Below are 18,539 nucleotides of genomic sequence, written 5' to 3'. Positions count from 1 at the left end.
CAAGATTAACACAGCCTATTTTTATATAACGGCGGAATGTTTCGGTTAGCAAAAAGATCAACCTTTTACTCCGCCAATTAATACACCTTTAACAAAATGCCTTTGAACAAACGGATAAACAATTAATAATGGGAGGGCTCCCACAATAATAATTCCATATTTAATGATCTCTCCCACTTGCTGCTGCGCCGCTAGGTTGTCAAGATCGCTTAACATTTTGATGCTAAGCTGATTTTGGGTCAGAATATTTCTCAAGATTAATTGCAAAGGATAAAGACTCTCGTCATTTAAATAGATGAGGGCATCAAAGTAGGAATTCCATTGTCCAACTGCATAAAACAAAACCATAACTGCTATGATTGGTTTGGATAGCGGCAGTACCACTTTCAGGAAAAATTTAGTGTTAGAGCACCCGTCAATTTTTCCTGCCTCAAGAAGCTCATTCGGTATATTCTCTTCAAAGAAGCTTCTGGCTACAATCAAATTCCAAACCGCGACTGCTTTAGGAAGAATCATGGCCCAAATTGTATTAAGCATTCCTAAATCCTTGACCACTAAATAAGTCGGGATTAACCCCCCATTAAAGAACATCGTGAAAAGGATCACCATCATAAAAAAGCTTTTTCCGTAAAAATCCTTGCGTGAGAGCGCATAAGCTGCCATCAATGTCAGCGAAACCTGTACAATCGTTCCAACCACGGTGTATACCACAGTATTTTTATACCCAAGCCAAATTTTCGGGTCACTGAAAATACGCTTGTACCCTTCAAAAGTGATTTCTTTGGGGAAAAGCCAAACTTCCCCGTTATAAACCATATTCGGGTTGCTGATGGAAGCAATGATGACGAAATATAAAGGATATAATACCGCCAAGCAAATCAGCGATAGAAAAATGGTATTAACCACGTCAAATATTTTATCTTCTTTTGATTTTATTTTTTTTACAGTTTGTGCCATGTTTAATGCCTCCTCACCATAACCCTGAGCCAGAAATTTTCTTGGCTGTTTTGTTGACAATATAGAGCAGAATCAAATTGATTATGCTGTTAAATAATCCAACCGCCGCGCCGAAACTGTATTCAGCTTGCTGTAATCCCACTTTATAAACGTATGTGGGAATAATCTCTGCAGCCGGTTGATTAAGAGGCGTCTGCATCAGGTAGGCTTTTTCAAAACCAATATTCATTAGATTTCCAACAGACAAAATGAGAAGAATAATGGCTGTTGGCATAATTGCCGGAATATCAACATGTAGGATTCGCTGCCATTTATTTGCACCATCCATCGTAGCAGCTTCATGAATTTCCGGGCTGACACCTGCGAGCGCAGCGAGATAGACAATACAAGCCCAACCTGTTTCCTGCCAAACTCCGGAACCAATATAAAGGGGCTTAAACCAACTCGGTTCTGACATAAAAGCGACCGCTTTTCCTCCGAATAACGTGACAACACTATTAATTAGTCCTTTATCTGAAAAAAAGACAAACATCATTCCAGCGAGTACCACAATGGAAATAAAATGCGGGGCATAAATGACGGTTTGGACAAATCGCTTATATTTCTCATGAATCATTTGATTTAGCAAAAGTGCAATTATAATGGGCATAGGAAATCCGGTGATGAGTTGAAAAATACTCAACCCAAGGGAATTCTTAATTAAATCCCAAAACTGATAAGAATGAAAAAAGCGTTCAAAGTGTTCAAATCCTACCCATGGGCTTCCTAATATTCCTAGTGACGGGGTAAAATCTTTAAAGGCGATTAAAACACCATACATAGGAATGTATTGAAACACAATAAAATAGAGGATAGCTGGCAGTAAAAAGAGATAGAGCTCATAGTTTTCCATGATCCTTTTCAGTCTACTTTTCTTGTTTAAACGCTCCAATGGTAGGGTAGATGGTTTTAAGGAATTAGTAGAAGCTTTTAAGGTTAATTTCATATTCTCTCCCTCAACTTTTTTAAAAATAAATACAACTGTTCGGGCAGGAATGTATCAGGCAGCAAGACTTGATTATGCACTCCATTCAGGTGTTGAAACGTTTCCAAACTTAGTTAAAAAAATTTGGCAGCCTATCAATAGGAGTCGGGGATTCAGTCAATCTGTCTTCTGATCATTATAAATTTTGATTCCCTGACCCCTACTCTCTTGTTGAAACGTTTCCAAACTTGACTAAAAAAATTTGTTAAATTGTTTCCCCTTTTCGATAGTGAATTGGTATTCTATAAATCTCTTGCTCCAGATCTTCCCCTTCAATTTTTCTTAACAAAAGGTTGACAGACATTCTCGCCATTTCTTCAACCGGCTGTCTGATAGTAGAAAGGATTGGATGAAACAAATCATTGTCCTGTATTCCATCATATCCAATGACCTTTACATCCTCAGGAATTTTCAACCCTTTTTCATTTGCTTTTTTGATGTACTTAGCAGCAAGAATATCTGTATTGGCAAAGATTCCATCAGTATCGCCATGGTTTTGAAAGAAATGGTTGAAAAAAGCATCATCGTTGTAAACATTATCGTTTTCTTCAAATGTGAAATATTCGATACCGTGCAGTTTTGCTTCATCTACGAATCCGTTTTTTCTCAGGACAACTTCACTATAAGCAGTACTCGTTATACCTAGATATGCGGCTTTCTTTACTCCAGCTTTTGCAAGTTCTCTTAAAGCCACTCTACCACCCTCATAGTTATCACTTGTCACGCAGGTAATTTTTGTTCCTAAATGACGGTCAATACTAATAAATGGAATGTCCGTATTTACATTTTCTTCGATGTCATTGTAAGTGAGTCCGATAATACCTGCCACTTTGTTTTGATAGAACATGTCCAGGTAATAGACTTCTTTATCAGGCCTTCCACCGCTATTACAGAGCATAAGTTTAAACCCTTCTTTGTCGAGTTGATCTTCGATGTAATAGGCCATTTCTGAGAAGAAAGGATGCCAGACACTAGGAAGCAAGAGCGCAACCATTTTCGACTTTTGCATTTTGAAATTTCTTGCCACTTCGTTAGGTATGTAGTTTAATTGTTTAATTGCATCATTTACTTTCTTTATGGTCTCGGGTGTCACATTTGAATGATTGTTTATGACTCTAGAGACAGTGCCAACTCCTACCCCTGCTAAATTGGCAACATCCTTAATACTTGGCACTTCAATTACCTCCGATTTTTTATACGTTCTTATGAACTCAATTATCCTTTTGGAAACGTTTCATTCCTTTGATAAACCTATCTTACCATCACCATGGAAACGTTTCAATATGTTTTTTAAAAATTATAAAAAAAGAATGCACCTTTGGAAACAGCGGGCAAGTAATACCTTTATAAATAATAAAGGCGGTCGGATCACATCCACCGCCCTTACCATTATTCAGGAATTATAATCTCGAGCCTACCAGCACTGTTTGTTACTTCGACTACCTCATCAACAAACAAATATGGCGTATCATAGCGGTCTTGCTTTTTAATATCAAGATAACTATTGTTCGCTGTCAGGACTGGAAACACAGCATTCGTTTTCTTAAATAGATTTTGAGTAACCTCAACCTCTGCCATTAAAATAATTTGTTTATTAGATAGCGCAAAATATAATTTTCCAATCTCGCGGTCGTCCTCAATAATTTTCACCTGCTGCAGAATCGAGATCAAGCAGGCCACAAAATCATTCACCTGTTCGTTTGATAATCCAGCCAATTCAACAGCCGCTAAAGCTTTATTGAGTCCATTTTTAATTTCTTTAAACGAAAACACATCTTCGATACGGAAAGCTGATTTTGTTTTCCCAAGACTTTCAAATTTCTTCCTTGTCTCAAGAAGGGATTGTGTTACATAACCTTGATGCTGATCTCGCAGCAGTACAAAATCAGTCAGTTCTTGTATACTTCTAATCTCTTTAGTTTGATACCGGATTCCTAGTAAAAACCCATATAGGTCCTTCTCATCAAAAGTGTTATTGAGTAATTTTTCATAATAAAATTTCAGTAATGATTGCTCTTTTTTATCCATTGTTGTCTCCCTAAACTGTAATCTCCCCTTATTGTACAATAAAGGTGACATAATGGACTAAAATTTCCTAAGAAAGAGGGAAATTGCGTTCTTCCTCATAAGGAAAACTTATGATATTTTATAAAATTTAATTACTTTTTTTTATTAACTCTTCAGGTTATGATAGAATAGAGAAGAGCATGTTAGAGTGGGTGTGTCCTAATTGTAGTCTTTGTTTTAAAATAAAACCGACCAAAAAACCCATCTTTTTACACCATGTTTTTGCTATAATGGTCGTAATCCCCATACCTTCCTGCTAAAACCCACTAGAAACTAGTTTTCATTTATATTAAAAGGAGGCTCCATTATGTATCAAATTAAAGGTAAAGAAAAAATATTTGTTTACACAGGTCCCGATGGATCAGGTCGAAAGACAATTGCAAAAATGGTCGCTACTGCATTTGATATGGAAACTGTCATCTCTTACACTACACGTTCCCCACGTCATTATGAAAAAGACGGTGAAGATTACCACTTTGTCAGCCAAGAAACCTTCAGTCAGATGGAATCCCAACAAGAATTTCTAGAAAGCGTTGAAATTGATGGTTTTCATTATGGAATTCGAGAACAAGACATTGTTGAGGCGTTCCAAAACCACGACTATGTTTATCTGACCTTGAATCCTGAGGGTACAGAAAAGCTGAAAAAGATGTATGGAGAAGGAGTCGTCCGAATCTTTATCTATGCTGACCGTGATACCGTTATCCAAAGACAGCATGATCGTCAAGATGCAGATGATGTAATCGAGCGGCATATGACTCATTACGATGAGACCATGAGTTATAAGAACAGTTGTGAATATGCTTATGAAAATTATGATTCCCCGCAGGTTTCCTATCAAATCAGCGAATTGATTGAATCCTTTTTGGATCGGAACCTCGAGGTAACAGATTATTAATTTATCCTTTCGAAGGCAAACAGTGCCAAACACTGTTTGCCTTTTTTTGATTGACTGGACATTGTCGACATAAATGTGATATAGTTACCCAGGATAACTATTACCTAAGGTAACTAATTTTTTATAATTAAGAGGTGTTTGCCATAAAAACTTCTCAAAAGTTTTTTCATCAATTAATCATGATGTACCGGCCATTTGAAAACAGGCTTAATGTTCATCTTGCTGAACACCAGCTATATAGAGCGCAATGGACAATTTTGTACTATCTAGCCCATAATGGGACTGCTACGCTTGTGGAACTTTCCCATTATATGAGTGTCGAAAAGCCAACCATTACAAGAACGGTTAGCCGTTTAGAGGAACTTGGATATGTAGAACATGTTCCAGGGAAGGATAAACGTGAAAAAAGGATGCAGCTTTCAGATGCTGGCCAAAAAGTCTATCAAGATGTTCGTGTAACCATTGACCAATACGAGCAAGAAATTTTAGAAGGAATCACTGAGGAGCAACAAATAGAGACCATCCAAATCATGGAGGAAATACAACATAACATTTACAAAGTAAGGGGTAATTAAAGTTGAATACATCAAGATTATGGACGAAGGATTTTATTATTGTATCTGGGATTAATTTTTTGATTAACCTCGTATTTTACCTATTGATTGTTATTATTGGCGAGTATGCAGTCGATCAGTTTCATGCATCAACAAGTCAGGCAGGTCTGGTGACAGGAATCTTTATCATTGGTTCTCTAATTGGCCGCCTTTTTACGGGACGTTTTATTGAGTCACTCGGCCGCAGAAAGACATTGTTTATTGGGCTAGTTTTCTTTATTTTAACTACCATGCTTTATTTAATTAGTTCTAATATTGGGATTATGCTGTTAACCCGTTTATTGCATGGTGTAGCCGCCGGTATAGTCGGGACCGCAACAGGTACCATTGCCGCTCAAATCATTCCCGCAGCACGTAAAGCAGAAGGAATTGGTTACTTTAGCATGAGCACTACTCTTGCAACAGCGATTGGTCCGTTCATTGGGTTATTTATGACTCAGCATACCACATTCCAAATGATCTTTATTTTTTCCGTGGTCTTAGGCATCATTAGTTTCATTACTTCATTGTTCGTGTATATACCAGCAATCACCATTACTTCACAACAGTCTTCGAGCGAGACGAAAGGTTTCAAGATCTCGAACTTTATTGAGCCAAAGGCACTGCCAATTGCTATTATTACTCTTGTCATCTCGTTTTGTTACTCAAGTGTTCTTTCATTTATTAAGTTTTATGCAAATGAAATTAACCTTGTAAGTGCCGCAAGCTTTTTCTTTCTTGTTTATTCGATTGCTGTTTTATTTTCACGCCCATTCACTGGCCGCTTGATGGACACACGAGGAGCGAATTATATTATGTATCCTGGCTTTGTCATTTTGGCGGGCGGAATGGTGCTTCTAAGTTCCGTCAACTCGGGGCTGATGTTACTTGTGGCTGGTGCCTTGATTGGTCTTGGCTTTGGTAATATGCAGTCAAGCACACAGGCGATTGCGGTTAAATTAACGCCGGCACACCGAATGGGATTAGCCACTTCAACGTTCTTTATTGCTCTTGACGCCGGATTAGGTTTTGGACCTTATATCCTTGGATTCATCATTCCAGCAACAGGTTATAGATCGTTGTATGTTATTCTAGGCTTAGTTGTTCTAGTATCAACTGCCCTTTACTATTTTTTACATGGCAAAAGGGAAAGTGGTATTAGAGCAAATTTAAATAAAGTAGCATAATGTAAGTAAGAGGCGAATTGCTTTCGCCTCTTTTTTATAGCTAAGATTCTAGCCTGTTGTCTATGACTTGCATAAGACCTGCTTGAGGGAAATAAGATAGAATAAGTATCCTAAATAAAGGGGTTGTTCTCGTTGGCCATTTTTAATAAACTTGCGTTATATTTTGTTATTTTGTACTCTGTTATCATTTTGATAAATACCTATTTAGGAGAAAGTGAACGGCTGCAATCAAATGTCATGGTTTTTTTAATGAATGGATTTGCCTATATTGTATCTGCTTTGGAGGTAGAAAAAGAAAAACAGATTATCGTTTTGGAGACCTGAGGTTTTAAACAAATATAGGCTTAACTCCTTTTATATCAAGGATTTAGACCAGTTTAACTAAACGTTTGATTAGTTTTTTCCCATTATTAATTAAACGTTTGATTAAATGTTAGATCCTTTGAGCACCAAGGTTTTACACATTTTAATCAAACGTTTGTTTAAATTTACCTTTTCCCCACAAAAAAGGAAGCCTTACAGTGTCGTGATGTAAGGCTTCCTCATTTTTAATTATTTATCCTGTCGGGAGTTTCATTTTTTCCCTTAACGCAGTAAGATACTTTCTTACAGTCCCCAACTTCAGCTTTTCATTGAGAACTTTAGTGTGAACCGGTTCTTCATGCTCGGAGCCACTGAACTCTTCGTCGATTAGTTCTTGAGAAAAGATCCTCGTTCCTGCAATAATACTTCGAATCGAATCAGCTAACTCCTCACTCGGACTGTCTTTTAGTAAGTATCCACTTACATTCGCTTTTAACGCACGCTGCCAATAGCCCTTTCTAGCAAAAGTGGTTAAAATGATCACTTTGCAGCTGTGTGGCTTTAAGATTTCGGCTGCCTCTAGTCCGCTCTTTACTGGCATCTCCATATCCATCAGACATACATCCGGCTTTAAACGATAGACAAGTCTAATGGCTTCCTCTCCATCTGAAGCAAGTCCGACGACTTCTAGATCATCTTCCAAATTGAGAAGTGAACCGATTGCCGTTAACAGCATCTCCTGATCTTCCGCTATTACAATTCGAATCACTTTTGTTCTCTCCTTATCTGGCCAGTAAATAGTAGACAGCTGTTCCCCTTGTGTTGAGAGGAGTCAGCCTCTTTTATAGTTCTGGCTTTGCCTGAACAGAAATCCTCTTTTTTGCAGCTGCCTTTATTTCTTTAAAGGTCACAAAATTCTTTGCTTTCTCGTCCCAGAGACGGAAACGCAATGATCGGAGACTTGTCGCAAGTGTAATTGTTGGGACATGCTGTAATGGCGTTGTACTAGCATGGGCCTCTTCGAGTTTATAATTAGGGACCCTCGGGCTTAAGTGGTGCACATGGTGAAAGCCGATATTGCCTGTTAACCACTGTAATACTTTTGGCAGCTTGTAGAAAGAACTTCCTTCTACTGCTGCTAATACATATTCCCACTCATTATCATGCTCAAAATAAGAGTCTTCAAAGGTATGCTGTACATAGAACAGCCAAATTCCTGCGGCTCCTGAAATCATGAATATCGAGCCTTGCACTAACAAAAAGGACTGCCAGCCGACTGCCCAGCAAAGCAAAGCAATTAGGGCTACTATGATGATATTAGTTAAATACGTGTTGTTACGTTCTTTTGGTCTTGCACCTTTACGGTTGAACCTATTTTTTAAAAGGAATACATAAATGGGACCTAATCCAAACATGACAAAAGGATTGCGGTAGAATCTGTAAGCTAAACGAGTCTTCAGCGGTGAGGCTAAATATTCATCGACTGTCAGTGTCCAAATGTCCCCTGTTCCGCGCTTATCCAAGTTGCCGCTTGTCGCGTGGTGAACCGAGTGTTCATGCCCCCATTGATCAAAAGGATGCAATGTGAGAACTCCCATAAACGTTCCTAGAATACGGTTGGCTTTGCGGCTCTTAAAAAAGGAGAAATGGGTACAATCATGAAAAATGATAAAAATCCTTGTTAAGAAGCCTGCTGCAATAATAATCGGAACCAAAGCTAACCAATAAGATACCGATAGGCTAACGTAGGCCAGGTACCAGAGTACAATAAATGGGACCACTGTGTTAATAATTTGAAAGATACTTTCTTTAATTGTTGACTTCTCAAACGGAGCGACTTGTTTCTTTAGATTTTTCGTATCATGTAAGGTCATTTTATTTAAATTCCCTTCCTTCTTAGTCTTTCTTCAAAGTATAGAGGAAGGATGATGTACATGTTAGTAGCAGGTGTCATGTGAGAACCATGATAAATGTCATATTAAAGGTGAGTATATTGAAAATGGTGTCAGGCACCGTTGATATTACGCGATTTTCGAGATCCACACTGGAATAAATTACCTAATAATTTTTTAAAATTTTTTATTGACACCTCTCTTCAATAGCTTTGCTGAAAGAAAAAGGCTGATTCAAAGGTTTCCTTTGAATCAGCCTCTTCGCAGCTTTTCACTATCATTGTGCATATGGGATGGACACTGTACACCAATGGTGTCAGGCACCAATATTATCATTTACAACATCCTGTTATTCTAAATTGCTGTGGCGGGCGAAGGCATCGGTGTTGCTCACGCTGCTTAGCTGACTATACTGCAGGCAGATTGTGTCGAATAAGAGATGTACGCATTGATCGAACAATGACCCGAGCGGCTGAATTGTTTTTAATTCATTTTCACGGCGGTATTTTGTGGCCGCCGGAACATGCAGGATGCTCGAAGAAGCCGCTGCCAGCGGTGATTCGGGATTGGTCGTTACCGCAATAACCTGGCATCCCAGTGATTGTGTTTTTTCTGCAGTCCAGACAACACTTTTTGTTGTTCCAGATCCCGATACTGCGACCAAGAGGTCTCCTTCGCCAATCGCAGGAGTGATTGTTTCCCCTACAACAAAAACGGCTGCGCCTAAATGCATTAATCGCATCGCAAAAGACTTGGCCATTAGTCCTGACCGTCCTTCACCGATAATAAAAATCCGCTTTGCCTTTTGTAATTCAACTGCCAATTCTTGCAAATTTTCCTCACGTACCTGGCTTAAAACGGTCTCAATTTCCTTTAAAATAGTTGAAACGATCATACTAACTCCTCCTCCTGATGACATATTTGTTTAAACTGAGCGGCCGCTTTAGCTGGATCCACCGCTTTCGTGATCGCCGATCCAATAATGGCCACAGCTGGATTCATCGTTGCTCTCAGCGTACCAATTGACTCCAACGTAATTCCACCTGCAGCCGCCACTTGAATGGCCGGGTCATCCAAAAGCTGCCCACTCGTGGTTCCACGATTCTGTGAACCCGATTCCTCTTGTTCATCCTTACTAACATGGTCACAAAGAATTGCTTCCTTGTATTTCATTAATGCCCTCTTTTGTTCTGAAGAGGTATTCAATAAATCAATCATCACTTTCTTATTATATCGACGGGCCACTTCCATACACGCATCAATGGTAACAAGTGGTGCTGCCCCCATTACAGTCGCTAGATCAGCTCCCGCTTCAAAACACATCTCAAATTCATACCTGGCATTATCAATCGTTTTAATATCTGCTACAACGGTTTTCTCTGGAAAGGCCTGTTTTAGTTCCTTGACACTGACAATACCAAATTCTTTGATTAATGATGTACCCACCTCAATCCAATCAATCGAATCAGCGACTTTCCTTGTTAGCTCGATGGCCTCTTCAATCTCCATCCGGTCCAAAGCTAATTGTATTTTCATTAATATAGACTCCTTTTTTCAAGAGTAAACCGATTTACTAAATCGGTTTATTAAAAGTATACACTCTTAAAGCGTAATTGGATAGAGGGAAGCACCTACACTCACCTCTATACCAACTTACTTGGAAAAACAAACTCTTCCGTTTCTCTATCCACTTTATTGATTTGTTCAAATAATAGTTCCGCGGCCTTCGTACCCATCTCCATCGCGGGTTGAACGATAAAGGTAATCGGCGTTTCCACTACCTGTGCAAAAGGTATATTATCAAAGACGACTAACTCAATATCCTCACCAATCTTCAATCCTTTTGCCCTTAGGCACTTAACTACCTCTAAAAACACGCGATCATTACCAGCAAAAATCGCAGTTGGCCTTTCCTCCAATGAAAATAGCTTTTCAAGCTTACTGCTCATCCCTGAAATATCCGATTCAATTACATAGTTTGGATTTATTTCCAGATTGGCAGCTTTCATCGCCTGCTGATAGCCCTCAAAACGTTCTTTCCGGGTACTCACCATAAGCGGCTGAACAGCAAAAGCAATCCGCTGATGCCCGTTTGCCACGAATTGCTGAATGGCACCATAGGTGGACTCGCGATTATCTGTGACAATCGAAAACACTGGCAGATTTTCTACTTTCCGGTCCACGAAGACAACCGGGTAACCTTGATTTATCATACTTTCATATAATTGATTATTTTGTCCGGTTGGAAAGATAATCAGCCCATCCACTTGTTTGGCCCGCAGCATTTCGATATACTTCTTTTCCTTTTCAGGATCATCATCAGCATTACACACAATCGCATGGAGGTCATGGCCATGGAAAAAGTCCTCAATTGCCCTGCTAACCTCCGTTGAAAAATAATGCATAATATTCGCAACAATAATCCCGACCATTGAGGTTCGTTTTTGTTTTAAACTTCTAGCTATATAATTGGGTTGATAACCAAGGGCTTCAATCGCCTCTTCAATCTTCAGCTTTGTTTTTTCACCCATATATTCAAAGCGATTATTTAAATACTGTGAAACTGTACTCTTGGAAACACCCGCTGCTTTTGCAACATCTGCCATCGTCACCTTTTCCATTTTACTCGTCCTCTTTCATTCACTGTCGATGACTTCATTTTAACGGCAATGCTGTTAATTTTCCAATTTTAAAAGAAAAAAGGATGAGCGCCGGCAAGCTGCCTGCTGTCATCCCTCGTTTCATTTCTAAATTAAGCAGTTATTTTTACACCTGCAGGCTTGCTGTTACGATCCTTTTTTGCTGTTTTTACCGCCCAAACAGTTAAGATGGCAGAAAGGAATAGTGAACCTGCCATAAAGATATAAGATGCACCAAATCCACCTGTAGACCCATTTAAGTAACCGACAATATATGAACCCACAAATGAACCTAACGCACCCATACTGTTAATTAGCGCCATTGCTCCGCCTGCTACATTTCGAGGCAGGATTTCAGGAATGATCGCAAAGAACGGTCCGTATGGTGCATACATCGCACCCCCAGCAATGACGAGCAGGATGAACGAAATCCAGAAATGATTTGTGCCTAGTGCATAGGAAGCGTAGAATGCTACTGCACCGATTAATAAGAACGGCCAAACAAAACCACTGCGATTTAATGTTTTATCAGAGAAATAGGAAGCTGTTAACATTAACACAACAGCTAAAATATACGGTACAGATGATAACCAGCCTGTTGTCACAATATCCATGTTTGGTGCCGCTTTAATAATAGAAGGAAGCCACATTACGAATCCATAAACTCCGATGCTCCAAAGAAAGTATTGAGCACTTAGTAAAATGACTGGCTTTGATTTAAAAGCCTCACCATAGTTTTTAACCGCTTTCAAACCTTCTTGTTCTTTTTCTAACTGTAATTCAAACTCGCTTTTTTCTTCTTCAGTTAACCATTTTGCATCTCTTGGTTTGTCATTAACTAATTTCCACCAGATGAATGCCCAGATTACTGCTGGCATTCCTTCAACGATAAACATCCATCTCCAGCCGACAGAGTTTAATAAATATCCGGATACAATCGACATCCATAATACAGTGGCTGGATTACCTAAAATTAAGAAGGTATTCGCACGAGATCGTTCTGCTTTTGTAAACCAGTGGCTTAAGAATACAAGCATAGCCGGCATAACGGCACTTTCGACTACCCCAAGTGCAAACCGAATCACAAATAATAGTTTGATATTGGTAATAAGGCCTGTTGCCGAAGCTAATCCGCCCCATAAAATCAAGGACCAGAAGATTAATTTCTTTGCACTTTTCTTTTCGGCATAACTAGCACCAGGTACTTGGAAAAAGAAATAACCTAAGAAAAATAGCGAACCAAGTAATGATGAAGTACCAGGTGTAATATGGAGGTCTTTCGCTAATCCTGCCGCTGCTCCGAATCCATAGTTTGCCCGATCAAGGTAGGCAAGACTATAAGTAATAAAGGCGATTGGAATTAAGCGTAGCCATCTTTGTTTTGCGATTGTTTGTTTCATCCTATTTCACTCCCTGTGTATTTTTTTCTATATAGTCTAAAAGTTTATCTAATGTCGGATAACCGTCGTTGTCTCCCGGCGCTTGAACAGCAAGGGAACCAATCGCATTTCCTCTTATCACTGCTTCTTTTATGGTAAGCCCAGCTAATAATCCGCTGATAACCCCAACAGCAAAACCATCACCGGCACCCACAGTATCGATAATTTTTTCTGCCTTGAAGCCTGGCACTGTTCCTTCTTCGGATGTTGTTTTATAAAATGCCCCCGTGCTGCCAAGCTTAATCACGACCAGTTTAACACCTTTATCGAGATAAAAGGAAGCCATATCACGAGGATTTTTGTAACCGGTTAACACTTCACCTTCAGAAATCCCAGGCAGCACATAATCAGCCTGAAAAGCTGCTTCGTTAATATGTTTCACCATTTCCGCTTGTGAATTCCAAAGACTTGGGCGTAAATTAGTATCAAAGGAAACCGTGCGGCCAGCTTTTTTCATAAATTTAAGGGCATAATTGGCAAAATCTCTTGCCTCTTCCGATATTGCTAACGGAATCCCCGTCATATGCAGGTGTTTTGCTGCTAAAAAGTAATCCTTTTTAAAATCAGCTACATTAAGATGACTTGCGGCTGAACCTTTTCGAAAATATTGAACCTCTGGGTCACCTTCAAGCACTTTTGATTTTAATTGGAATCCTGTTGGATTATTCTCATCCAACCATACATGATCAATGTTGACGTTTTCATTTTTCAGCCGATTGATGATGAATTTGCCAAATGCATCATTCCCAACCTTACTTGCCCAGCCGGCTGATAGTCCAAGCCTTGCCAGCCCAATCGCGACATTGGTTTCTGCGCCTGCTAGTTCTTTGGTAAACTGACTTATTTCGTGTAACGCGCCCGGCTGATTAGCGATAAACATCGTCATCGCTTCTCCAAACGTAACTACGTCTAGCGGTTTCATCTTACTAACGCCTCCCTTCCTCTTGCTATATCGGTAATCATTTGGATATAATCCTTCGTTTTCTCTTTTGGCACAATTGGAAACTCGAGCGCTTTCACGATATCAGCAGGGAAACTACTCATAACTAGCTTCCAACTATGATCACCCTCTCTTTCAAGCGGCACGGTTTCGAGCTTTTCAGTGACTTGTTTCAAATGAAGATAACTGACATAAGGTGCCAGTTTTTGAAGCGCATCCTCTACATCCTGGTTTGAAAAATACCAGTTTCCTGTATCAAAGGTCATTTTGACAGGTACATTTTGGTCGACAACGCTTTCAAAAAAAGCCTGGAGATGATGAATACTTCCTCCATGAGGTGTCTGATCGTTTTCAACCAAAAGTTGTATTTCCTTTTGCTTTTTCAAAAACTTCCCCAGTTCAGCTATATTTGATTTATTTTGCTGAAAATGTCCTAATGAAACCTTCACCCACTGTGCACCAAGGATGGTAGCTTCTTGAAAAATATGATTCAACTGATCTTCATTCAACTGGCAATCTTCTTTCCAGCATTCAATCGGAGCAGAGTATACAGTGAACAGTCCATATCGATCAATTTCACGCTTTATTTTACCAAGCGGTAAAACTGCCTCAGGTAATAATTCACGGCGAATCTCAATCCCATAAGCTCCAGCTTCAGCAATCAATTTGACAAATGACTCTTGGCCGTTCGTTGTTACATCAATGCTGTCAAAGGCATTTAACGGGACGATTACGTTTTTCATAATAAAGACCCTTTCTAGATGAACATTATACTAAAACGTTTTAGTAAATCGATTTAGTAAATCGATTTATCTGTATTATAAACTCAATGTAAGCGTTTTTGCAACTGTTATTTTTTAAAAAATCTCTTAGTTTATATAGAATGTTTTTCGTTTGTACTATAATCGTATTAACCAAGCACTTAATAAGAAGGTGTTGAGATGACAAACATTCGAGATTTAGCCAAGATGGCTGGAGTTTCTGTAACCACAGTTTCAAGGGTGTTAAATAAACACCCCTATGTAAGTGAGGAAAAAAGAAATAAGGTCTTAGCCGCCATTAAAGAAAGTAATTACCAGCCGAATATTAATGCTGTCCATTTAAGCATGGGCAAGACCTTTCTTGTTGGTGTGGTTATTCCCTTTATTGACCATCCTTATTTTTCTCTTTTAGTAAAAGGGATTGCTGCAGAAGCATTAAGACATAACTATAAGCTGGTCTTATTCCAGACCAGCTATGATAAAGAAAAAGAATTTGAAGCCCTGCAAATGCTTAAACAAAAGCAGATTGATGGTCTAGTTATTTGCTCAAGGACGTCCAGCTGGGCCACTATTGAAGAGTATTTACCATATGGACCAATTACTTTATGTGAAGATACCAGAGGCAGGAACATCCCTTCTACGTTTGTTGACCATTATCAAGGATTCATGACAGCTCTTGAGTACTTATACCAGAAAGGTCATCGTAAAATTGGCTATTGTATCTACCGCAGTTCGGGTACAAATAGCAAGAATAGAGCCTTGGCTTATCGGCATTTCATTGAAAAATATCAGCTTTCCTATCATCCAGAATATATAATTACTCATTGTCTGCAATTTGAGGATGGAAATAAAGTATTAGACCGAATTCAACAATTGTCCAATCCCCCAACGGCTATGCTGCTAACAAGTGATGAGGTAGCGGCTGGCCTTGTTACCAGTGCATCAGAACGCAAGATTTCTATTCCAAGTGATCTCGCGATTATTGGTTTTAACAATCAGCCAATCGCACAAATGATGCGGATAACGACGATAGAAATGCCTCTTATGGAGATTGGCAAGAAACTATTTCTACAGGTTGTTAGCGAAAGTAATGAGGCTCTCCATCAAGAGATTCCAGCTGCATTAATTGAACGTGAAACCGTATAAATTTTGGTAAGACTTGACCTGTGTAGGTTCAAGTCTTTTTTTATAATCCCCTTGACCTGAAACGCGTTTCATAAAATATGATGTAGTTGCAAGACCTACAACAACCGTCGGCGTGATCTAACTCACTAGAGCGTAACGACGGTGTTGTATCTTACTGGAGGTGGCTAAATTGACAAAACCAATTGTATTTTTTGATATTGATGGAACGTTATTAGATGATAAAAAGGTAATTCCCGATTCCACAAAGAAAGCTGTTCGTCTGCTTCAGGATAAAGGAATTCAGACCGTCATTGCGACTGGACGTGTTCCTAAGATGTTTTACTGGATTCAAAAGGAACTTAACATTGATTCTTATGTTTCCATGAACGGACAATATGTGGTATACCAAGGAAAAGAGGTCTATTCCAATCCTATTGACCCTAGTGTCCTGCAATCCATGGCTGCTATGGCGCTTCGCAACGGCCATGCTTTAGCCTATTGTAGTCATGAAGATTATAAAGTGAATGAAAAAAACCATCCATTTATTGAAGCGAGCTTCGATTCCTTGATGATGCCCTATCCTGAAGTAGATAAAGATTATTTTAATCAATTGTCGATCTACCAAGGTCATTTATACTGCAGCGAAATGGAGGCCCAACGATATATCGATCGCTTCGCTGATTTCAGTTTTGTAAAATGGCATGATGTTGCCTACGATATTCTCCCACGTGGTGCTTCAAAAGCAATCGGGATTCGTAAACTTTTAGATGTATTAGCTATTGAAAAAGAAAATGCTTTTGCGTTTGGGGATGGATTAAATGACATTGAGATGTTGATATCGGTAGGAACAGGAGTGGCCATGGGCAATGCTGTGCCAGAAGCGAAAGCAGTAGCGGATGTTATTACCACCTCTTCCTCTCAGCATGGAATCCTCAATGGACTTATGAAGGTGGGACTGTTAGAAGAAAGTCTTGCTCTGTAATCCCACGAGTTAACGAACAGTGCTGGCCACTGTTCATTTTTATTTAAATAGAATCTTAAAATGAAAGTATAGTAGAGAAAATGGGGAGTTTGTTTTTAAACTGGAGGCTTAGTTCCTTTTTGTCCACATGAGTAACGCTTCTTGTGGACATACATTACTTGAATCCTTCTCTCCTTGTCCACATGAGCTCTTCATGCGGACATTGGATTACTTAATTCTTCCTCTCTTTGTCCTCATGAACCCTCCATGCGGACATAATAGCTCTACTCTTCTTCTACTTGTCCTCATGAAAACAGATTTGCCTTTATACGAAAAAAACCTGACTTCCTTATGGAAATCAGGTTTTGAAGTGGGCCTAAATGGACTCGAACCATCGACCTCACGCTTATCAGGCGTGCGCTCTAACCAGCTGAGCTATAGGCCCATTTTGGAGCGGGTGATGGGAATCGAACCCACTACATCAGCTTGGAAGGCTGAGGTTTTACCAGTAAACTACACCCGCAATATAAATTTTGGAGGCAACACCCGGATTTGAACCGGGGATAGAGGTTTTGCAGACCTCGGCCTTACCACTTGGCTATGCTGCCTTAAGAAATGGCTGGGCTAGCTGGATTTGAACCAACGCATGTCGCAGTCAAAGTGCGATGCCTTACCGCTTGGCTATAGCCCAATAATTAAAAAGAAAATGGGGCGACTGATGGGAATCGAACCCACGAATGCCTGAACCACAATCAGGTGCGTTAACCACTTCGCCACAATCGCCGAAATATATATCAATAGCAGCTAAAGCTACTAGTATAAAAATGGCGGTCCGGACGGGACTCGAACCCGCGACCTCCTGCGTGACAGGCAGGCATTCTAACCAACTGAACTACCGGACCAAATTGCGGGGGCAGGATTTGAACCTACGACCTTCGGGTTATGAGCCCGACGAGCTACCAGACTGCTCCACCCCGCGATAATAGAAATAATAAAGTTTGGAATATGCTCCATGCTTTGTTACTGACTGTCCCCATCTCAGAAAGCTTATTCAAGCAGCAGCTCGATGGGTACAACTCGCAGATTATTCATTGCAGCAACGCTCGTTGCTCCACCCCGCGATAATAAAAAGTTAAGTATAAATGGAGGAGGAAGAGGGATTCGAACCCCCGCGCGGTTTGACCCGCCTGTCGGTTTTCAAGACCGATCCCTTCAGCCAGACTTGGGTATTCCTCCGTTTAAAACTATATGGTAGCGGCGGAGGGGATCGAACCCCCGACCTTACGGGTATGAACCGTACGCTCTAGCCAGCTGAGCTACACCGCCATATTCAAAATTCAATCTGCGACCCCTTGGTTCCAAACCAAGTGCTCTACCAAGCTGAGCTACTTCCCGCAAATAAGCGCGCCCGAAAGGAGTCGAACCCATAACCTTCTGATCCGTAGTCAGACGCTCTATCCAATTGAGCTACGGGCGCAAAATATTAAAGTGAATTTTCACTTTTGTAAAAAAATCATGGTGGAGGATGACGGGATCGAACCGCCGACCCTCTGCTTGTAAGGCAGATGCTCTCCCAGCTGAGCTAATCCTCCAAATAACCTTTTGCTATAAGAAAAATACTGGTGACCCCTACGGGATTCGAACCCGTGTTACCGCCGTGAAAGGGCGGTGTCTTAACCGCTTGACCAACGGGCCAACTATAAAAGTAGACAAAATAATAGCCCCAAAAGGGGCCTAGCCTGGCAACGTCCTA

18 protein-coding genes and 12 tRNA genes are annotated in these 18,539 nt (G+C 40.0%); 6 read left to right on the top strand and 24 right to left on the bottom strand.

Features of this window, described 5'->3' with window-relative positions:
• Nucleotides 1-57: 57 nt before the first annotated feature.
• The 4 genes from V7077_RS10545 to V7077_RS10530 form a co-directional block, all read right to left on the bottom strand.
• Nucleotides 58-957 carry a carbohydrate ABC transporter permease gene (locus V7077_RS10545; RefSeq protein WP_335501133.1) on the bottom strand — a complete coding sequence of 300 codons (900 nt, stop codon included), beginning with the start codon at nucleotides 955-957 and terminating at the stop codon, nucleotides 58-60.
• 13 nt (nucleotides 958-970) lie between these two features.
• On the bottom strand, nucleotides 971-1,942 hold the full coding sequence (locus V7077_RS10540) for an ABC transporter permease (RefSeq protein ID WP_420489634.1): 972 nt from the start codon (nucleotides 1,940-1,942) through the stop codon (nucleotides 971-973).
• Between the two features lie 244 nt (nucleotides 1,943-2,186).
• Nucleotides 2,187-3,155 carry a LacI family DNA-binding transcriptional regulator gene (locus V7077_RS10535; RefSeq protein ID WP_335501131.1) on the bottom strand — a complete coding sequence of 323 codons (969 nt, stop codon included), beginning with the start codon at nucleotides 3,153-3,155 and terminating at the stop codon, nucleotides 2,187-2,189.
• A gap of 215 nt (nucleotides 3,156-3,370) precedes the next feature.
• Nucleotides 3,371-4,009 (bottom strand): hypothetical protein, encoded by a 639-nt coding sequence (locus tag V7077_RS10530; protein ID WP_335501129.1) that lies wholly within the window; start codon nucleotides 4,007-4,009, stop codon nucleotides 3,371-3,373.
• A 346-nt stretch (nucleotides 4,010-4,355) separates the two neighbouring features.
• On the opposite strand from V7077_RS10530, the gene V7077_RS10525 reads away from it, so the two are divergent.
• The 4 genes from V7077_RS10525 (at nucleotide 4,356) to V7077_RS10510 (ending at nucleotide 7,050) form a co-directional block, all read left to right on the top strand.
• Nucleotides 4,356-4,946: a guanylate kinase gene (locus V7077_RS10525; protein WP_215041525.1), complete on the top strand. Its 591-nt coding sequence runs from the start codon at nucleotides 4,356-4,358 to the stop codon at nucleotides 4,944-4,946.
• Between the two features lie 143 nt (nucleotides 4,947-5,089).
• Complete coding sequence (locus tag V7077_RS10520; protein WP_335501683.1) at nucleotides 5,090-5,521, top strand: MarR family winged helix-turn-helix transcriptional regulator; 432 nt, start codon at nucleotides 5,090-5,092, stop codon at nucleotides 5,519-5,521.
• 2 nt (nucleotides 5,522-5,523) lie between these two features.
• Nucleotides 5,524-6,726 (top strand): MFS transporter, encoded by a 1,203-nt coding sequence (locus tag V7077_RS10515; protein WP_335501126.1) that lies wholly within the window; start codon nucleotides 5,524-5,526, stop codon nucleotides 6,724-6,726.
• 132 nt (nucleotides 6,727-6,858) lie between these two features.
• The gene (locus tag V7077_RS10510) at nucleotides 6,859-7,050 is read left to right on the top strand and encodes a hypothetical protein (protein WP_335501124.1); all 192 of its coding nucleotides are present in this window, start codon (nucleotides 6,859-6,861) and stop codon (nucleotides 7,048-7,050) included.
• Between the two features lie 232 nt (nucleotides 7,051-7,282).
• Here the strand turns inward: V7077_RS10510 and V7077_RS10505 are convergent, their stop codons facing one another.
• The 8 genes from V7077_RS10505 to V7077_RS10470 all read right to left on the bottom strand — a co-directional run bounded on the left by V7077_RS10505 (nucleotide 7,283) and on the right by V7077_RS10470 (nucleotide 14,682).
• Nucleotides 7,283-7,798: a response regulator gene (locus V7077_RS10505; RefSeq protein WP_335501123.1), complete on the bottom strand. Its 516-nt coding sequence runs from the start codon at nucleotides 7,796-7,798 to the stop codon at nucleotides 7,283-7,285.
• A 73-nt stretch (nucleotides 7,799-7,871) separates the two neighbouring features.
• A complete protein-coding gene (locus V7077_RS10500; RefSeq protein WP_335501121.1) occupies nucleotides 7,872-8,903 on the bottom strand; it encodes a fatty acid desaturase in 1,032 nt (343 codons plus the stop codon).
• 367 nt (nucleotides 8,904-9,270) lie between these two features.
• Nucleotides 9,271-9,816, bottom strand: a complete 546-nt coding sequence (gene hxlB, locus V7077_RS10495) for a 6-phospho-3-hexuloisomerase (protein ID WP_335501119.1) — start codon at nucleotides 9,814-9,816, stop codon at nucleotides 9,271-9,273.
• Complete coding sequence (gene hxlA / locus V7077_RS10490; protein ID WP_335501117.1) at nucleotides 9,813-10,457, bottom strand: 3-hexulose-6-phosphate synthase; 645 nt, start codon at nucleotides 10,455-10,457, stop codon at nucleotides 9,813-9,815. The genes hxlB and hxlA overlap by 4 nt, the downstream gene beginning before the upstream one ends.
• 107 nt (nucleotides 10,458-10,564) lie before the next feature.
• Nucleotides 10,565-11,542 carry a LacI family DNA-binding transcriptional regulator gene (locus tag V7077_RS10485; protein WP_335501115.1) on the bottom strand — a complete coding sequence of 326 codons (978 nt, stop codon included), beginning with the start codon at nucleotides 11,540-11,542 and terminating at the stop codon, nucleotides 10,565-10,567.
• Nucleotides 11,543-11,673: 131 nt separating this feature from the next.
• Nucleotides 11,674-12,960 carry an MFS transporter gene (locus V7077_RS10480; RefSeq protein WP_335501113.1) on the bottom strand — a complete coding sequence of 429 codons (1,287 nt, stop codon included), beginning with the start codon at nucleotides 12,958-12,960 and terminating at the stop codon, nucleotides 11,674-11,676.
• Nucleotide 12,961: 1 nt separating this feature from the next.
• Nucleotides 12,962-13,921, bottom strand: a complete 960-nt coding sequence (locus V7077_RS10475; protein ID WP_335501111.1) for a sugar kinase — start codon at nucleotides 13,919-13,921, stop codon at nucleotides 12,962-12,964.
• Nucleotides 13,918-14,682: a sugar phosphate isomerase/epimerase family protein gene (locus tag V7077_RS10470; protein ID WP_335501109.1), complete on the bottom strand. Its 765-nt coding sequence runs from the start codon at nucleotides 14,680-14,682 to the stop codon at nucleotides 13,918-13,920. Before V7077_RS10470 ends, V7077_RS10475 begins: the two co-directional genes overlap by 4 nt.
• A 198-nt stretch (nucleotides 14,683-14,880) precedes the next feature.
• Between V7077_RS10470 and V7077_RS10465 the strand changes: the two genes are divergently transcribed.
• Together V7077_RS10465 and V7077_RS10460 are read left to right on the top strand one after the other, a co-directional pair.
• Nucleotides 14,881-15,846, top strand: a complete 966-nt coding sequence (locus V7077_RS10465; RefSeq protein WP_335501107.1) for a LacI family DNA-binding transcriptional regulator — start codon at nucleotides 14,881-14,883, stop codon at nucleotides 15,844-15,846.
• A 160-nt stretch (nucleotides 15,847-16,006) separates the two neighbouring features.
• The gene (locus V7077_RS10460; RefSeq protein ID WP_420489632.1) at nucleotides 16,007-16,807 is read left to right on the top strand and encodes a Cof-type HAD-IIB family hydrolase; all 801 of its coding nucleotides are present in this window, start codon (nucleotides 16,007-16,009) and stop codon (nucleotides 16,805-16,807) included.
• Nucleotides 16,808-17,157: 350 nt separating this feature from the next.
• Here V7077_RS10460 and V7077_RS10455 read toward each other — a convergent pair.
• From V7077_RS10455 to V7077_RS10400, 12 genes are all read right to left on the bottom strand, one after another.
• Nucleotides 17,158-17,231, bottom strand: a tRNA-Ile gene (locus V7077_RS10455).
• Nucleotides 17,232-17,235: 4 nt separating this feature from the next.
• A tRNA-Gly gene (locus V7077_RS10450) sits at nucleotides 17,236-17,309 on the bottom strand.
• A gap of 11 nt (nucleotides 17,310-17,320) precedes the next feature.
• Nucleotides 17,321-17,394, bottom strand: a tRNA-Cys gene (locus tag V7077_RS10445).
• An 8-nt stretch (nucleotides 17,395-17,402) separates the two neighbouring features.
• Nucleotides 17,403-17,477 (bottom strand) — tRNA-Gln (locus tag V7077_RS10440).
• Nucleotides 17,478-17,493: 16 nt separating this feature from the next.
• Nucleotides 17,494-17,569 (bottom strand) — tRNA-His (locus V7077_RS10435).
• Between the two features lie 42 nt (nucleotides 17,570-17,611).
• A tRNA-Asp gene (locus V7077_RS10430) sits at nucleotides 17,612-17,688 on the bottom strand.
• Nucleotides 17,689-17,691: 3 nt separating this feature from the next.
• A tRNA-Met gene (locus tag V7077_RS10425) sits at nucleotides 17,692-17,765 on the bottom strand.
• A gap of 164 nt (nucleotides 17,766-17,929) precedes the next feature.
• Nucleotides 17,930-18,022, bottom strand: a tRNA-Ser gene (locus V7077_RS10420).
• A 13-nt stretch (nucleotides 18,023-18,035) separates the two neighbouring features.
• Nucleotides 18,036-18,112 (bottom strand) — tRNA-Met (locus V7077_RS10415).
• A gap of 77 nt (nucleotides 18,113-18,189) precedes the next feature.
• Nucleotides 18,190-18,263 (bottom strand) — tRNA-Arg (locus tag V7077_RS10410).
• Between the two features lie 39 nt (nucleotides 18,264-18,302).
• Nucleotides 18,303-18,378 (bottom strand) — tRNA-Val (locus tag V7077_RS10405).
• Nucleotides 18,379-18,406: 28 nt separating this feature from the next.
• A tRNA-Glu gene (locus V7077_RS10400) sits at nucleotides 18,407-18,481 on the bottom strand.
• Between the last annotated feature and the right edge of the window lie 58 nt (nucleotides 18,482-18,539).

The organism is Neobacillus vireti, assembly GCF_036962465.1.
GTDB classification, from domain to species: Bacteria; Bacillota; Bacilli; order Bacillales; family Cytobacillaceae; genus Neobacillus; species Neobacillus vireti_B.
This window is presented reverse-complemented; position numbering and strand designations above follow the sequence as displayed.

Coding starts and splice junctions, on each gene's coding strand:
- V7077_RS10545 (WP_335501133.1), bottom strand. CDS start 957: ATGGCACAAACTGTAAAAAAAATAAAATCAAAAGAAGATAAAATATTT.
- V7077_RS10540 (WP_420489634.1), bottom strand. CDS start 1,942: ATGAAATTAACCTTAAAAGCTTCTACTAATTCCTTAAAACCATCTACC.
- V7077_RS10530 (WP_335501129.1), bottom strand. CDS start 4,009: ATGGATAAAAAAGAGCAATCATTACTGAAATTTTATTATGAAAAATTA.
- V7077_RS10525 (WP_215041525.1), top strand. CDS start 4,356: ATGTATCAAATTAAAGGTAAAGAAAAAATATTTGTTTACACAGGTCCC.
- V7077_RS10500 (WP_335501121.1), bottom strand. CDS start 8,903: ATGACCTTACATGATACGAAAAATCTAAAGAAACAAGTCGCTCCGTTT.
- hxlB (WP_335501119.1), bottom strand. CDS start 9,816: ATGATCGTTTCAACTATTTTAAAGGAAATTGAGACCGTTTTAAGCCAG.
- hxlA (WP_335501117.1), bottom strand. CDS start 10,457: ATGAAAATACAATTAGCTTTGGACCGGATGGAGATTGAAGAGGCCATC.
- V7077_RS10485 (WP_335501115.1), bottom strand. CDS start 11,542: ATGGAAAAGGTGACGATGGCAGATGTTGCAAAAGCAGCGGGTGTTTCC.
- V7077_RS10480 (WP_335501113.1), bottom strand. CDS start 12,960: ATGAAACAAACAATCGCAAAACAAAGATGGCTACGCTTAATTCCAATC.
- V7077_RS10475 (WP_335501111.1), bottom strand. CDS start 13,921: ATGAAACCGCTAGACGTAGTTACGTTTGGAGAAGCGATGACGATGTTT.
- V7077_RS10470 (WP_335501109.1), bottom strand. CDS start 14,682: ATGAAAAACGTAATCGTCCCGTTAAATGCCTTTGACAGCATTGATGTA.
- V7077_RS10465 (WP_335501107.1), top strand. CDS start 14,881: ATGACAAACATTCGAGATTTAGCCAAGATGGCTGGAGTTTCTGTAACC.